Below are 15,410 nucleotides of genomic sequence, written 5' to 3' on the forward strand. Positions count from 1 at the left end.
AGGAAGTCTCGATACCGAGGCCCGCACCGCCGACGACAATCGGCAAAGACAGAGCAAAAATAGTAGCAACGTTGCCGCTCTCGCCGATCGGTCGCATAGCGCGGAAAAAACACCTAAAAATGCGGGCACGCCAGTCCATTTCCCTATTAAAGCAGGATTGCATAAAAGAATGACTAAGAATTTCCGTACATTTCTTGGCTGCGATCCATCCGGGCTTAACGGCCCGTTCCGCCGCTTCAACGCGGGCCTTTGGCGCCACAGGACCCTCGTTAGTCCTTCGGCCGGGTGCATGTCTTCATAGGAACAATTCTGGTTTCCGGGGTCATGCGCAAGAAAAGACCGCCGCGGCCGGTTTCGATTGGCAATGGGTTGCCGTTCCCTGCTATTCCCGCTTCAAATCAAAAAGCAGTGGACGTTTCCAGTATGACCAATGTCGCCTTGACCGGGCTTGCCCGCGATCTTGCCAAGCGTGCCGCGGAAGGCCGCCCGGTGCGCATCGGCGTCATTGGTTCTGGCGAGATGGGCACCGACCTGGTGACGCAAGGCATGCTGATGCCGGGCATTTCGGTTTGCGCGATCTCGACGCGCCGCCCGCATACGGCGCGTGAGGCCATCCGCATTGCTTATGGCGACCAGGCGATGGCAGCCGAAGCGGACAGCGCTTCGAAGGTCAGCCAGGCGATCGAAAGCGGCAAGATCGCCATCACCTCGAACGAGATGCTGGTCACCAATCCGCTCATCGATGTCGTCATCGATGCCACCGGCAAGCCCGGGGTCGCCGCCGATTTCGACCTGATGGCGATGCAGCACGGCAAGCACCTGGTGATGATGAATGTCGAGGCCGACGTTACCATCGGCTGCTATCTAAAGCAGCAGGCCGACCGGCTCGGCGTCGTCTATTCGGTCGGCGCTGGCGACGAGCCGTCGAGCTGCATGGAGCTGATCGAGTTCGCTTCGGCGCTCGGCTACACCATCGTCTCCGCCGGCAAGGGCAAGAACAACCCTCTCAACCACGACGCCGTTCCCGACGACTACCGCGAGGAGGCGCTGCGCCGCAACATGAATCCGCGCATGCTGGTCGAGTTCGTCGACGGCTCGAAAACCATGGTCGAGATGTGCGCCATTGCCAACGCCACCGGGCTGGTGCCCGACGTTCCCGGCATGCACGGCCCCAAGGCCGATCGCGACGAGCTGGTCAAGGTGCTGATCCCGCGCGAGCAGGGCGGCATTCTGTCGAAGAAGGGCGTCGTCGACTACACCGTCGGCAAGGGCGTGGCGCCCGGCGTCTTCGTCATCGTCGAGGCGACGCATCCGCGCATCATCGAGCGCATGGACGATCTGCATATCGGCCACGGTCCCTATTACAGCTTCTTCAGGCCCTACCATCTGACCTCGCTGGAAGTGCCGCTGACGGCCGCTCGCATCGCGCTTTACGGCAAGCCCGACATGGTGCCGCTGCCGCGGCCGGTGGCCGAGGTCTGCGCCGTGGCCAAGCGCGATCTGGCGGCAGGCGAGGTTTTCGATGCGATCGGCGAGACCTGCTACCGCTCCTGGACCATGACCGTCGAACAGGCCCGCGCCCATCGCGCCGTGCCGGTCGGTCTGCTCGAAGGCGGCAAGGTGCTGAAACCGGTGAGGAAAGGCGAATTGCTCACCGCCGACAATGCCGCGCCCGACCCGACGACCAGGCTGTTCGCCTTGCGCCGGCTGCAGGACGAGATGCTGTATGGGAATCTTGGTGATGGCTGAGGTCCGTGAATCCGAGTTGAAGCGGGAAAATGGACGCCCTTCTCTGGCAGAGCGGCTCGCGGCGATTGCAGATGATCTCAAAGCCAAAGCCGGCAAAGACGGGCGGCCCGTGAACAAGGACGAGATCGACGACTTGTGGGGACATCGCTGATATCTGTCGACATTCTAGGCTATCGCGATTTTGATGTCGGCAGGACAGTGGAGGGCGCGAAGGAACGCCGCGTAACGGCTTTTCTACCGGTTGCTATTGCCGAAAGGAACGGTCGACCATCACCGCCGACCGGCTCCCCCAGAAGCCCTACTTCCCCAGCTCTATCGACCGCAGCCGCGCCGCTTCCACCGCCTCGGTGAGCAGGCGCGTCAGCCGGTCCTCGCCCATCAGTACTGCAAGGGCCGCAGCCGTGGTGCCGTTGGGGCTGGTCACCTGCTGCCTGAGCACGCCCGGCTCCTCGCCGCTTTCGGCGGCCAGCGATGCGGCGCCGTAGACCGTCTGCATGGCCAAGAGCTTGGCAGTCCCGGTCGGCAGGCCGGCTTTCTCGGCGGCCACGGTCAGCGCTTCGATGAAATGGAAGATATACGCCGGCCCCGACCCGGAAACCGCCGTCACCGCATCCATCAGGGCTTCGTCGTCGATATCGGCCACTTGCCCGCTCGCCGAAAGCAGGTCGGCGACGAAGCGTTTAGTCTCGTCGGAAACCAGCCTGTTGGAAAACACCACCATCATGCCCTTGCCGATCGCCGCCGGCGTGTTGGGCATGCAGCGCACGATCGGCGCGCGGTCGCCTAGAATACCTTCAAACGTGGCCACCGGCGTTCCGGCGGCGATGCTGAGGAAGGTGGTCCGGCCATCGTTGAAGCGGATGTAACCAGCCGTCACGTCGCGGATCACCTGCGGCTTCACCGCAATGACGACGACGGTCGGCACGGCGTCCGCCGGGATGGCGCCAGCATCCGCGGCAGCAGCGCAGCCCAGTGCTTCGGCACGCTTGCGCAACTCGGCATTGGGCTCGACCACGAACACCGCAGCCGGAGCCAGCTTGCCGGCTTTCAGCCAGCCCGAGAGCATGGCGTAGCCCATATTGCCGCAACCGGCGAGAACAAGCCTGATCGTCATCGAAAGCCTCCCATAGAGATGGCTTCCCCATAGACGTTCGCGGCAGGGCGGGGAAGCCCTGTTGGGACCGTGATCAGGCGGAAACCCCGACCTTGCGGTTGGGATGCGCATGTAGTCGCGCAGCCGCGCGGCGACCAAATTAACCTTTTATTTGCTATGCCTGTTTAGCATCGCTTAACCAGTGGCGGTCGCTAGGTCCCAGCCCGAGGGGAAGGCTCCAGAAACCATGGCTTATAGGAAAAATCGTGAACACTGGAGGAACGAGCAGTCCTTGCTGTCGCTCGTCGAGGCGGTGCGCGGCGAGGACGAAGCATCGCTGGTTTCGCTAGAGGACCGCGCAGGCCCGTCATGGCGCGAGGATGCCGCCACACGCCATCGTCTTGCCCGCTCGCGCCGCGAAGCGCGTGCCAGTCCGATCCTGTTGGCAGCCGCCGGCATAAGCCAGCCCGATCCTGATGAGCCAGGGGGCGGCACCATACTGACGGAAGAGGCTGCAGCTGCCGATGTTTTTTTCGACCCCGCTGGCTCCCATGGCGGCCCCGATGCCGGTTCCGCCGATCGCGCCGCGTACCGGGCAGCATCGCCTGCCGCTCCGTCGGTCGAGGTCGCGCGCACCAAACGTCCAGGCGCGATCGGTGCCGTGTTGTCGGCGCTGCGCCGGCTCGTGCCTGGCAGAGCGCCGGAGGAGATGGCGTCCGGTGAGACTTCCGCCGCGACAAATTCCACCGCAGCGATGCCGCCTGCGTTCCACCCGCAGCCGTTCTATGCCGGTCGGGCACCTTATCCGCAGCAACCCCCGCCGCCGCATTCGGCCCGTACTCAGGCCTGGTCGAGGAAGGCAAATCAGGCCTCGGAAGCCGCCGATCAGCAAAGCCAGATCGAGGAAATCCGCGCCAGCCTGCGCGAATTCCGCGAGGTCGTTCGCGAGCTCACCGAAAACCGCGCGCGCCGCCGCTATTTCTGAGCGTCGAATAAAACATGCCGGTTTCGAGTTAACGGCATGGGACGGCGCATTGACGGGATTGCCCGGCTCGATTTTCGTGAAAATGCCGCGCTGCATGTCCGCCCGCAGCGCATGGTTCTGGGCAACGGCCTGCATAAAAGATATCTGGAGCGCGCCGCATGGATGTTTTAACGCGGCAGGCTTACGCGATAGGCGTCGAGGGTGGTTCATGGCTGAGTTGATTGACGGAAAAAGCGTCGCCGAAGACGTGGTGCGGCGGGTCAAGGCCCTGACCGCCGAACTGGCGGAAAAGGATGGACGGCAGCCCGGTCTCGCCGTGGTCATCGTCGGCGAGGATCCGGCGAGCCAGGTCTATGTTGCCTCCAAATCCCGCACCGCCAAGGAATGCGGCTTCCATTCGGTTCAGCACACGCTGCCGGCCGAAACCTCCGAGCCGGACCTGTTGAAGATCATCGGCCAGCTCAACGCCGATCCGGCCATCAACGGCATCCTCGTACAGCTTCCGCTTCCCGGCCATATCGATTCCGGCAAGATCATCCAGACCATCGCGCCGGAGAAGGATGTCGACGGCTTCCACTTCATCAATGTCGGCAAGCTCGGCACCGGCGAACTCGAGACCGCCTTCGTGCCTTGCACGCCGGCCGGCTCGATGCTGCTGATCGAACGCGTGCGCGGCAAGGACCTGTCCGGTCTCAATGCGGTCGTCGTCGGGCGTTCGAACATCGTCGGCAAACCGATGGCCAATCTTCTGCTTGCCGCCAACTGCACCGTCACCATCGCACACAGCCGGACCAGGGACCTGCCGGCGCTTGCCCGCACCGCCGATATTCTGGTCGCCGCCGTCGGCCGGTCTGAAATGGTCCGCGGCGACTGGGTCAAGCCTGGCGCCACCGTCATCGATGTCGGCATCAACCGCGTCGCCGCACCTGAAAAGGGCGAAGGCAAGACGCGCCTCGTCGGCGACGTCGCCTTTGCCGAAGCAGCGAAGGCGGCCGGCGCCATCACGCCGGTGCCTGGCGGCGTCGGACCGATGACCATTGCCATGCTGATGGCCAACACGCTAGCTTCCGCCTATCTCGCAGCCGGATTGAAACGGCCTTCCTTCTGACCAGAAAGCAGCGTCCTTGCCGAACCTCACTGTTCCCTTAGAACGGCCGGTCACCATTGATCCCGTTCAGGGCGGGCGGCAGTTCGGGTTTCTGTTGGTCGACAAGTTCTCCATGTTCTCGCTGGCCGCGGCAATCGACACATTCCGGTCGGCGAACCGGCTGCTCGGCCGCGATTTCTATGGCTGGACTACGGTGTCGGCCGACGGCGACGCCGTCATGGCGTCCAACGGCCTGCCGCTCAAGATCGACTACGCGGTTGCCGATCTGCCGCCGGTCGATATCCTGTTCGTCTCGGTCGGGCTGACGACGGAATTTCCCGGCAAGAGCAAGGTGCTGGCAGCGCTGCGCAGTTGGGGCCGGCGCGGCAATGCGCTCGGCGCGCTTTCGGTCGGCTCCTATTTGCTTGCCGAAGCAGGCCAGCTCGATGGCTATCGCTGCACCATCCATTGGGAAAACCGCGCCGGCTTCCTCGAACGCTTTCCGGACATCAACTGCACCGGCAACGTCTTCGAGATCGACCGCAAGCGCTACACCTGCGCCGGCGGCACCACATCGATCGACCTGATGCTGGAGATCGTGCGCGGTGATTTCGGCTCGAGCCTCGCCAATGGCGTCGCCAACCAGTTCCAGCATGAGCGCATCCGCTCGGCCGGGGACCGCCAGCGCGTCGGCCCGGAACGCGACCTGACCGGCAAGTCGGAGAAGCTGCGCCGCATCGTCGAGCTGATGGCCGACCATCTCGACGAGCCGCTGTCGGCGGTGCAGCTCGCCAAGTCGGCGGGCCTGTCGGTGCGCCAGGTCGAGCGCCTGTTCCTGCGCCATCTCAGTGTGACGCCCGGGCGCTATTATATGCGGCTCAGGCTCGAGCGGGCGCGCGAATTGCTGCGCCAGACCAACATGCCGATCCTCGACGTGGCAATCGCCACCGGCTTCACCTCGCATTCCTATTTTGCCCAGAGCTACCGGCTGCAATTCGGCCGGCCGCCTTCCGAGGAACGCCGCACGGCCTATTGAGGGTTTGGCAGAGAGGCGACGCAGCTTCGTACTCCGTCCGGGCTTGTGTCGCGACCCGGCGTCAAATAGCTTTCCGGCGCCGAGCGGCGGCGACTGACGGGGGAGATTTTTGATGGCGGGATTTGTGCAGAGCGTCGCTGCGGCGGCCCTGTTGCTGTGGACGACGGGGTTCGGCTTCGCCGCCGATCGCGTCATCGTCATTCTCGATGCCTCCGGCTCGATGTGGGCGCAGATCGACGGCAAGCCCAAGCTCGAAATCGCCCGTCAATCGCTGCGGAACGTGCTGCAATCGGTCCCGGCCGAGGAGGAAATAGGCTTCATGGCCTATGGCCATCGCGAGAAGGCCAGTTGCGGCGACATCGAACTCATCGTGCCACCGCAGGCAGGCTCGGCAAGTGCGATCTCAGCCGCGGCCGACAGCTTGAAATTTCAGGGCAAGACGCCGCTGACCGCTGCGGTCAAGCAAGCGGCGGAAGCATTGAAATACACCGAGGACAAGGCGACGGTCGTTCTCATCACCGATGGCATCGAGACATGTAGCGGCGATCCTTGTGCGCTCGGCAAGGAACTAGAGGCTGCTGGCGTCGACTTCACCGTCAATGTCGTCGGCTTCGGCCTGACGGCGGCCGAGGGCAAGCAGGTCGGTTGCCTCGCCGACAATACCGGCGGCAAATATATCGAAGCGTCGGATGAAAAGGCATTGCAGGACGCCCTCGTCGAGACCGTTGCGCCTCCGCCACCCGCCCCTGAACCGACTCCCGCCCCGCAGCCTGCTCCCCAGCCGGCGCCCGCCCAGCCGGCGGAGTCCAATTTCGTGCCCACCGTCGTGCTTGCCGAGGGTGGCGATCCCGTCACCGACGGCAATGGCTGGGAGATCTACAAGGCGAATTCCGACGGCACGCGCGGCGATCTCGTCACCACCGAATATGGCACCTACAAGGGCAATCTGGAGCCGGGCGACTATATCGTCGTCGCGCGTGCCGGCGAGGCCAGGGCCGAACAGAAGATCAAGATAGAGCCTGGCCAGGTCGCCAAACCGCACTTCAACCTGAATGCCGGCACGCTGGTCATCCACCCGCGGCCAAGCGAAGGAGCGGACGTTGATGACGGCGCGGCTGTCGTAATCGGCTATCCCGGCGTCGACACCCCGCCGACCTACTACGGTGACACGAAAGTCGTGCTGCCGGCCGGTGACCAGAAGGTGACGGTCACGATCGGCCAGGGCATGGTTATCGAGACGATCCCGCTTGCCGCCGGCAGGGTCATCGACAAGGACATCATCGTCGGCGTCGGGCGTATCGTCGCCAATGCACATTATGCTGCCGGCGGCGACAAGGCCGAGGGTTCGGGCATCGGCTTCAAAGTGCTCCAGGCGAAAAAGAACGTCGACGGAACCAGGCAGGAGGTGACTTATGCCTACGGTCCGGACAGCAAGTTCGATCTGCCGCCCGGCGATTATGTAATGGTCGCGACGGTCGACCTTGCGGTGGCCGAGCAGCCGTTCAGCGTCAAGGTTGGCGACCATCAGGATCTGAAGATCGCGATGAACGCCGGCATGCTGACGATAACCGCGCCAGGGGCCTCGAAGATCGAGATATTCGAGGCCAGGAAGGCCATCGACGGAACCCGCAAGTCGGTCGGCTACGCCTACGACCAGAAGTACCAAGCCACTCTGTCGGCCGGCGACTACGCGGTGGTTTCGGAGAAATCGGACAACAGCTCGAGGGAAGGCACGGTAACGGTCAGGGCCGGCGCGCGAGCCGAGCTGACGGTTCAGTAGATCTAATGCATGTCGCGCAAAAGTGTGCAGCGGTTTTGCGATAACGACATGCATAAAAACAAGATCCTAAAAGCGCGTCGCGTGAGGCCAATCGAACGCCCCGCGCTTTAGGAGAGCGGCCACCAGCCGCTCTTCCATGTCGAAAAGTCACGCCGTACCGAAGGCGCTGGCGCCATGGTCGGCGCGTCCCACCAGCTGCCGGAACCCGGCGAAAAGCTCGCGGCCGAAGCCGAATTCATTGCCTATGAGATCGCTGTCCGCGGGGCGGCGCAGTGCGAAATCGCCGGCTGGCACCAGTACCTCCAGCGTCCCGGCCTCGGCGTCGAGCCTGATGATATCGCCGTCATGGATCCTGGCGATAGGCCCGTCCTCCGCCGCTTCCGGCGTCACGTGGATCGCCGCTGGCACCTTGCCTGAAGCGCCCGACATGCGGCCGTCGGTGACCAACGCCACATGCTGGCCGCGGTCCTGCAAGATGCCGAGCACGGTGGTCAGCCTGTGCAATTCCGGCATGCCGTTGGCCTTCGGTCCCTGGAACCGAATGACGGCGATGAAGTCGCCGGTCAGCGACCCCGCCTTGAACGCCTCGTTCAGGCCTTGCTGGCTGTCGAACACCTTGGCCGGCGCCTCGATGACGCGCCGCTCCGGCTTGACCGCCGATGTCTTGATGACGGCGTGGCCGAGATTGCCCGAAAGCACTTTCAGACCGCCGCTCGGCTGGAACGCCTTCTTGAACGGCGCCAGCACCTTCTCGTCCCCGCTCTCGCGCGGCGAAGCCTCGCGCACGACGCCGCCGTCGGCGCCGAGCCTGGCCTCGACCGCGTAGGGGCGCAGCCCTTCGCCCCACACCGTCTGCACATCCTCGTGCAGGATGCCTGCGTCGAGCAGTTCGCGGATCAGGAAGCCGAGCCCGCCGGCGGCGTGGAAGTGGTTCACATCGGCAAGGCCGTTCGGATAGACTCGCGCCAGCAGCGGCACGGCTTCCGAGATGTCGGAAATATCCTGCCAGGTAATGGCGATGCCGGCCGCCGCTGCCATGGCGATCAGGTGGATGGTGTGGTTGGTCGAACCGCCGGTGGCGTGCAGGCCGACGATGCCGTTGACGATCGAGCGCTCGTCGATCATCCGCCCGACCGGCGTGTAGGCGTTGCCGAGCGCGGTGATCGCCAGCGCCCGCTTCGTCGCTTCCCTGGTCAGCGCGTCGCGTAACGGCGTGCCGGGATTGACGAAGGAAGCGCCAGGCGTGTGCAGGCCCATGATCTCCATCAGCATCTGGTTGGAATTGGCGGTACCGTAGAAAGTGCAGGTTCCCGGCCCGTGATAGGATTTTGATTCGGCTTCGAGCAGTTCGGCCCGTCCCGCCTTGCCCTCGGCATAGAGCTGGCGGATCTTGGCTTTTTCGTCGTTCGGAATGCCGGTCGTCATCGGCCCGGCCGGGATGAAGAGCGCCGGCAGATGGCCGAAGGTCAGCGCCGCGATCACCAACCCCGGCACGATCTTGTCGCAGACGCCGAGATAGACGGCGGCATCGAACATGTTGTGCGACAGGCCGATTGCCGCGGCCATGGCGATCACGTCGCGCGAGAACAGCGACAGCTCCATTCCGGGCTGGCCCTGGGTGACGCCGTCGCACATCGCCGGCACGCCGCCGGCCACCTGGGCGATGCCGCCGGCCTCGCGCGCCGCGTCCTTGATCAGCCTCGGAAACGTCTCGAAAGGCTGATGTGCCGACAGCATGTCGTTATAGGAGGTGATGATACCGAGGTTCGGCACCCGGTCGCCGCCAAGCGCCACCTTTTCAGAAGGGCTGCAGACGGCAAAGCCGTGGGCCAGGTTGCCGCAGGACAGCACGGCCCGGTTGGCGGTGCGGTTCGAGGCTTCGGCGATGCGGCCGAGATAGGCCTCGCGACCGGGCTTGGAGCGCTCACGGATGCGCTGGGTGATGGCTTCGATATCGCGTCTTGCGGTCATGGCGGTCGGTCCTTTCAGGCGAGGTCCCGCAAACACCTTCCGGCTGTTGCCGGGACCTGCAGCGAAGTTGAGATCAGGGTGCCCAGAAAACCTCTACGGGCTTTTGAGTGGCATCGAGCACGGCGCGAATGGGCTTTCGTGTTCCAGTTCCAAGCGCGGCCTCGAATGCGCTGCGTTTTTCCGCGCCCTCGATATGCAGCGCGATGAAGGCGGCATTGATGATCCGCCCCAGTGACAGCGTCAGCCGTGGCTCGCCGGCGCTTGCCGCGTGAACCGGAAGCACGATCCTTTGCGACGACGGATCGAGCAATCTTGCCAGGTTGTCGGCATCCGGAAAGAACGAGGCGGTGTGGCCATCAGTTCCCATGCCGAGCACAACGACGTCGAGTGGCCAGGGCAGCACTTGCAGCGCCTCACTGTCGGAGACCGCTGCACCCTCGATACTTGCCGCGGCGTGGTAGAGCGGCACGAAATTCGCGGCGGCGGCCGCGTTCTGCAGCAGGTTGGCGGCAACCAGGCCGGCATTGGAGCGCGGCGATGAGGGCGGCACGAAGCGCTCGTCGACCAATGTTATCGTCACCTTTTCCCAGGCGATCGGAACGGTCGAAAGCGCCGCGAAGAATTTCGCCGGCGTCGTGCCGCCCGAGACCGCAAGCAGCGCCGTGCCGCGCTCGGCGATCGCCTTTGACAGACGGCCGGCGACGTGGCCGGCAAGCGCTGTCGCCAACTCCTGGCGTCCGGCAAATTCGTGCCAGTTGTAGGCGCCGCCTAGTTGCTCTCGTGCCATGTCCGCCCGTCGCGTTCGATCAGCGCAATCGAGGCCGAGGGGCCCCATGTGCCGGCGGTGTAGCCTTGCGCCTCTTGCCTGCCGCTCTCCCAGGCGTCCTGGATCGGGTCGATCCATTTCCACGCCGCCTCGACCTCGTCGCGGCGCATGAACAGCGTCTGGTTGCCACGGATGACGTCCATGATCAGCCGCTCATAGGCATCGGGGGCGCGGCCGTCGAAGGATTGCGCAAAACTCATGTCGAGCGGAATCTGGCGCAGTCGCATGCCGCCCGGCCCCGGGTCCTTGATCATGATGAACTGCTTGACGCCCTCGTCGGGCTGCAGCCTGATGACCAGCTGGTTGGCGGAAATCGGCCCGGCGCTCTCGCCGAAGATCGAATGCGGGATCGGCTTGAATTCGATGACGATCTCCGAAACGCGGGTCGCCAGCCGCTTGCCGGTTCGGAGGTAGAACGGCACGCCCGCCCAGCGCCAGTTGCCGATCTCGGCCTTGAGCGCAACGAAAGTCTCGGTGTTGCTGTTCTTGCCGAGTTCCTCGACATAGCCTTTCACCGGCCCGCCGGCCGAGGCGCCGGCACGATATTGCCCGCGCACCGTGTGCTTCGGCGCTTCGTTGCCGTTGATGCGCTTCAGCGCCCGCAGCACCTTCAGCTTTTCGTCACGGACGGCATCGGCGTCCATCGACGACGGCGCCTCCATCGCGACCAGGCAGAGCAGCTGCAGCATGTGGTTCTGCACCATGTCGCGCAATGCGCCGGCCTTGTCGTAATAGGTGACGCGGTCTTCCAGGCCGACCGTCTCGGCCACGGTGATCTGCACATGATCGACATTGGCGGAATTCCAAAGCGGCTCGTAGAGCGCGTTGGCAAAGCGCAGCGCCATCAAATTCTGGACCGTCTCCTTGCCGAGATAGTGGTCGATGCGGAAAATCTGGCTTTCATGGAAGTCGTCGCCGACCAGGTCGTTGAGCGCGCGCGCCGAAGCGAGATCGCGGCCGATCGGCTTTTCCAGCACGATGCGCGAATTCGGCGTGATCAGCCCGTGCTCCTTCAGCTTGTGCGAGATGTCGCCGAACAGCGCCGGCGCCACAGCCAGATAGAAAGCGCGGATGTGTTCGCTGTCGCCGATCGCCTTCTTCAGCCTGTCGAAGCCGGCACCTGTGGTTGCATCTGCCGGGACATAGGAGAGCCGCGCGAGGAACGTCTTCAGTTCCGTGGCGTCGATATCCTCCGGTTTCACATGATCGGCAATCGCCTGCCTGGCGAACGACTGGAATTCCTCGTCGGTCATCTTCGAACGTGATGTGCCGATGATGCGCGTCGGCTCGGAAAACTGGTGGTCGCGCTGCCGGTGGTACAGCGACGGCAGAAGCTTACGTTCCGACAGGTCGCCGGTGCCGCCGAAAATGATGAAGTCGAAAGGGTCGACGGGAATGATCTGGCTGGTCATGGTCTGTCCGCTGTGACGCCGGTCGCGATAACGCGGCTGATATAATCTAATCGATTTAAACTTGCCAGTGCCATTGCGTCACATCCGCGTGTGCTCTTGACACCGGCGCTGGCCGGAGGCTTGTCGGCAAGCGATGCTTCCGGCAGCGTTCGCAGGTGCAGCATAGAGCGGGATCAAGGCGAAAGCCAAAGCAGAAATCGGCAATGGACACACATCTTTCGATGGCCATGGCCAAACGCGTTTGCGATCGTCTTCAACGATGAGTGAGAAAAGCATGCGCCTCAAAAACAAGGTCGCCATCATCACCGGCGCTGCCTCGGGTTTTGGCGAGGGCATGGCCAGGCGCTTTGCCGAGGAAGGCGCGCGCGTAGTCGTCGCCGATCTGAACGCCAAGGGCGCAGAGCGCGTTGCCGGCGAGATCGGCGAAAAGGCGATCTGGACCCAGACCGACGTCTCGCTGCGGTCCGAATTGGACGACATGGTCCATGCTGCAATGAGCGCCTTCGGCCGCATCGACATCATGGTCAACAACGCCGGTTATACCCATCGCAACGGTGACATGCTGGAAGTCGACGAGGCGACCTTCGACCTGATCACGTCAGTCAACATGAAGGCGATCTACCACGCAGCGCTTGCCGTGGTACCGGTGATGGAGCGGCAAGGCGGTGGCGTCATCCTGACGACGGCCTCCACGGCCGGTATCAGACCGCGGCCCGGCCTCACTTGGTACAATGCATCGAAGGGCTGGGCGATCACCGCGACCAAATCGATGGCGGTGGAACTCGCGCCGAAGAACATCCGCGTCAACTGCCTCTGCCCAGTTGCCGGCGAGACCGGCATGCTCGCGAAATTCATGGGCGCCGACACACCCGAGATCCGCGAGAAGTTCCGCGCGTCGATCCCGCTCGGCCGGCTTTCGACGCCGCTCGACATAGCCAATGCCGCGCTTTGGCTCGCTTCGGACGAGGCGGCTTTCATCACCGGCGTGGCGCTGGAAGTCGACGGCGGGCGTTGTATTTGAACGGTCCGGTTATCCGGCGGAGGACCGGCTGATGGCGAGCGACCCGCAATCGCTCTGCCGGCCCTACGCCCCGGTTTTGACGTAGCTCTTATAGATCCAGCCGCGCTTGCCGTTGTAGACGATCTGGCACCATTGCTTGCAGCTCATCACTTGCACCGATGTCTTGGCCGGCACGGTGAGAATGGCGGCCGCATTCTTTTTTGGGCCGGTGCGCATGGTGACGGATCTCAGGATGCGTCCGGTACCGGCAGTATTGGCTTTTCCGGATTTTGCCTTGGTGCTGTTGTCGTCTTCGCTCGCGGTCTGCGTCGGCAGTTGCGGCTTGGGCGTGGGGATGGCGGCGGTCTGCGCGCCATCGGGCCCGCTGTTTTTCGTTGAGCTGCCGGGAGCCGCGACCTTGGCAAACAATGCCGCAGCGTCGGGTTTTGCTGCCGGGTCGGCGAATGCCACCGAAGCAGACGATTTTTCGGTCGCCTGCTCGGTCTGGCTTGCCAGCTGGTCGGATGCTGCCGTGGCGGCGGCCGATGCCGTCTTTGGCCCCGTCCAGCGCGGATCATTGGGAGCCAGCGCTGGTATCTCGGCTTCCGCTGCGGCCACCGCTGGGGAAACCGCATCTGCCTTGCCCGTCGTCCGCGGCGCCGCAGCAACCTTGGCAGGCATGATCTTCGTCGTCTTGACCGGGATGGTCGGAACGATCTGCTCAGGACTTGCGGCCGCTTGTCGCTCATTTGCCGGCAATGCCAGCCACAGTGCCACCGCGGCAACGCCGAGCAGTGCGGCCGTGCCAAGCGCGGCTATCACCAGATGCGCGTTCGACCGGACCCCGTGCCAGAACGTCGGCCGCATATCGTAACCGAATTGCATCGCAAGGCGCCGTCGTTCCGGCGCGCCGAAACTGAAGGGCTCTCTCACACTTGCCACCTCCATTTGCGGGCCGATGTTCTTACGACCCATGCCGGAGAGCCGGCATTTCGATCGGCATCGGTCCCAACCAAAAGCGGGCAGGCCCGCAAAAATTCCCCGTTCAGCTGCCCACGAGCATCATCTTTCGCCCGCGATTGTGGCATCACTGCGCCCTTGGCGGGAATTCTGCGTCCTCGTTAAGGATTCTGCAACGTCTGGTCAAATCCTGTCCCGCAACGCGTACCAGTTGAGCGCAAGAAAGAGCAGTGGCGCGCGCAAACGCCGGCCGCCGGGGAAGGGTGGAATTTTCAGGTCCTCGATCAGCTTCAGCCGGTCGCGGTTGCCGGCGACCGTCTCGGCATAAACCTTGCCGAAAAAGTTCGACAGCATGACGCCGTGGCCGGAATAACCGCCGATCGAGGTCACATTGGGCATCACTTCGCGCACGAACGGCTTTCTCGGCACGGTGATGCCGACATAGCCGCCCCAGCCATGCGTGATCTCAACGTCCTTCAGTGCCGGATAGATTTCGGCGATCTGCCGGCGGATGTGGATGTGGATGTCCTTGGGATCATTGACCGCATAGATCTCGCGCCCGCCAAACAGCAGCCGCCCATCCTTCGATTTGCGGAAATAGCGCACGACGAAGCGCGAATCGTCGACCGCCTCGCCACCCGGCAGTACTTTGGAATCGGCTCCCAGCGGTACCGTCGCGCCGATGAAGGAGCCGATCGGCATAATATGCGCGGCACTCACCGGTTCGAGCGTGCCCCCATAGGCGTTGACCCCGATCAGGCATTTAGCGGCGGTGATCGTGCCCTTCGGCGTCACAACCCTCACCTTGCCGCCGCCGGAGGTGATGCCGGTCGACGGCGTCTGCTCGAAAAGCTTTGCGCCGGCCTCTGCCGCGACTTTCGCGGTGCCGATCACCAGCTTCAGCGGATGGACATGGCCGGTGCCGGTGTCGCGGGTGCCGCCGAAATAATGCGTCGAGCCGAGCCGCTCGGCAGTCTCCGCGGCATCCATGAATGAGATGTGCGGATAACCGAACCGGTTTGCCATGATCTCGGCATGCGCCTTGTAGTCGTCGACATAGCGCTTCTTGTGCGCCACCGACATCTGGCCGGGCATATAGTCGATCTCGATCTGGTGCATCGCGGCAAAGTCGAGCAGGTGCGCCTTGGCCTCTTCGGCAAGGTCGAACAGCGCCTTGGCGCGGGAAAAGCCGTATTCCGCTTCCAGTTCCTCTGCCCAGGCCCGTTGTCCGGTGCCGAGCTGGCCACCATTGCGGCCCGATGCGCCGTCACCGAAACGATGCGTTTCGATAAGCACGACATCCGCGCCTGTCTTGGCGAGATGAGCCGCCGCCGACAGACCGGTAAAGCCGCCGCCGACAATCACCACATCGCATGTCCGGTCGCCGTCGAGCGCCGGATATTCTGGCCTTGGCCCGGCCGTGTCTTCGTACCAGGAGCGGCCGGGGGAGATTGGGGATTGGTAGGTCATGATGCTCGGCTAGGGGAGTAGGGGAGTAGGGGAGTAGGGGA

General features: G+C 63.8%; 15 protein-coding genes. 8 read left to right on the forward strand and 7 right to left on the reverse strand.

What is annotated here, in order from left to right; genetic code table 11:
• Positions 1–259: hypothetical protein (locus tag NKI97_RS34630; RefSeq protein WP_352747805.1), on the reverse strand; the 259-nt coding region annotated here is incomplete at its 3' end.
• A 164-nt stretch (positions 260–423) separates the two neighbouring features.
• On the opposite strand from NKI97_RS34630, the gene NKI97_RS34635 reads away from it, so the two are divergent.
• Positions 424–1,749 carry an NAD(P)H-dependent oxidoreductase gene (locus NKI97_RS34635; protein ID WP_352838536.1) on the forward strand — a complete coding sequence of 442 codons (1,326 nt, stop codon included), beginning with the start codon at positions 424–426 and terminating at the stop codon, positions 1,747–1,749.
• Entirely contained in the window at positions 1,742–1,900 is a 159-nt protein-coding gene (locus tag NKI97_RS34640; protein WP_352589246.1) for a hypothetical protein, read from the forward strand. The genes NKI97_RS34635 and NKI97_RS34640 overlap by 8 nt, the downstream gene beginning before the upstream one ends.
• A 147-nt stretch (positions 1,901–2,047) precedes the next feature.
• On the opposite strand, the gene proC is transcribed toward NKI97_RS34640, so the two are convergent.
• A complete protein-coding gene (gene proC / locus NKI97_RS34645) occupies positions 2,048–2,863 on the reverse strand; it encodes a pyrroline-5-carboxylate reductase (RefSeq protein WP_352838537.1) in 816 nt (271 codons plus the stop codon).
• A 226-nt stretch (positions 2,864–3,089) separates the two neighbouring features.
• Here proC and NKI97_RS34650 point away from each other — a divergent pair, with 226 nt between their 5' ends.
• The 5 genes from NKI97_RS34650 (at position 3,090) to NKI97_RS34670 (ending at position 7,730) form a co-directional block, all read left to right on the forward strand.
• A complete protein-coding gene (locus NKI97_RS34650) occupies positions 3,090–3,827 on the forward strand; it encodes a hypothetical protein (RefSeq protein WP_352838538.1) in 738 nt (245 codons plus the stop codon).
• Between the two features lie 36 nt (positions 3,828–3,863).
• A complete protein-coding gene (locus tag NKI97_RS34655) occupies positions 3,864–3,998 on the forward strand; it encodes a hypothetical protein (RefSeq protein ID WP_023677431.1) in 135 nt (44 codons plus the stop codon).
• A gap of 37 nt (positions 3,999–4,035) precedes the next feature.
• Positions 4,036–4,935 carry a bifunctional methylenetetrahydrofolate dehydrogenase/methenyltetrahydrofolate cyclohydrolase FolD gene (gene folD / locus NKI97_RS34660; RefSeq protein ID WP_352683143.1) on the forward strand — a complete coding sequence of 300 codons (900 nt, stop codon included), beginning with the start codon at positions 4,036–4,038 and terminating at the stop codon, positions 4,933–4,935.
• A 16-nt stretch (positions 4,936–4,951) separates the two neighbouring features.
• Positions 4,952–5,950, forward strand: a complete 999-nt coding sequence (locus tag NKI97_RS34665; protein ID WP_352747808.1) for a GlxA family transcriptional regulator — start codon at positions 4,952–4,954, stop codon at positions 5,948–5,950.
• Positions 5,951–6,062: 112 nt separating this feature from the next.
• A complete protein-coding gene (locus NKI97_RS34670) occupies positions 6,063–7,730 on the forward strand; it encodes a vWA domain-containing protein (RefSeq protein ID WP_352450918.1) in 1,668 nt (555 codons plus the stop codon).
• A gap of 147 nt (positions 7,731–7,877) precedes the next feature.
• Here the strand turns inward: NKI97_RS34670 and edd are convergent, their stop codons facing one another.
• The 3 genes from edd to zwf all read right to left on the reverse strand — a co-directional run bounded on the left by edd (position 7,878) and on the right by zwf (position 11,939).
• Positions 7,878–9,701, reverse strand: coding sequence for a phosphogluconate dehydratase (edd, locus tag NKI97_RS34675; protein WP_352450919.1), 1,824 nt, complete (start codon positions 9,699–9,701; stop codon positions 7,878–7,880).
• A gap of 73 nt (positions 9,702–9,774) precedes the next feature.
• Positions 9,775–10,488: a 6-phosphogluconolactonase gene (gene pgl, locus NKI97_RS34680; RefSeq protein ID WP_352450920.1), complete on the reverse strand. Its 714-nt coding sequence runs from the start codon at positions 10,486–10,488 to the stop codon at positions 9,775–9,777.
• Positions 10,470–11,939: a glucose-6-phosphate dehydrogenase gene (gene zwf, locus NKI97_RS34685; RefSeq protein WP_254819279.1), complete on the reverse strand. Its 1,470-nt coding sequence runs from the start codon at positions 11,937–11,939 to the stop codon at positions 10,470–10,472. Before zwf ends, pgl begins: the two co-directional genes overlap by 19 nt.
• A gap of 274 nt (positions 11,940–12,213) precedes the next feature.
• On the opposite strand from zwf, the gene NKI97_RS34690 reads away from it, so the two are divergent.
• Entirely contained in the window at positions 12,214–12,960 is a 747-nt protein-coding gene (locus tag NKI97_RS34690; RefSeq protein WP_352457073.1) for an SDR family oxidoreductase, read from the forward strand.
• Positions 12,961–13,023: 63 nt separating this feature from the next.
• Here the strand turns inward: NKI97_RS34690 and NKI97_RS34695 are convergent, their stop codons facing one another.
• Positions 13,024–13,824, reverse strand: coding sequence for an SH3 domain-containing protein (locus tag NKI97_RS34695; RefSeq protein ID WP_352450923.1), 801 nt, complete (start codon positions 13,822–13,824; stop codon positions 13,024–13,026).
• A 258-nt stretch (positions 13,825–14,082) separates the two neighbouring features.
• Positions 14,083–15,369 carry an NAD(P)/FAD-dependent oxidoreductase gene (locus NKI97_RS34700; RefSeq protein WP_352450924.1) on the reverse strand — a complete coding sequence of 429 codons (1,287 nt, stop codon included), beginning with the start codon at positions 15,367–15,369 and terminating at the stop codon, positions 14,083–14,085.
• Positions 15,370–15,410 lie beyond the last annotated feature (41 nt).

This window comes from Mesorhizobium sp. M0296 (assembly GCF_040321675.1).
Classification (GTDB): domain Bacteria; phylum Pseudomonadota; class Alphaproteobacteria; order Rhizobiales; family Rhizobiaceae; genus Mesorhizobium.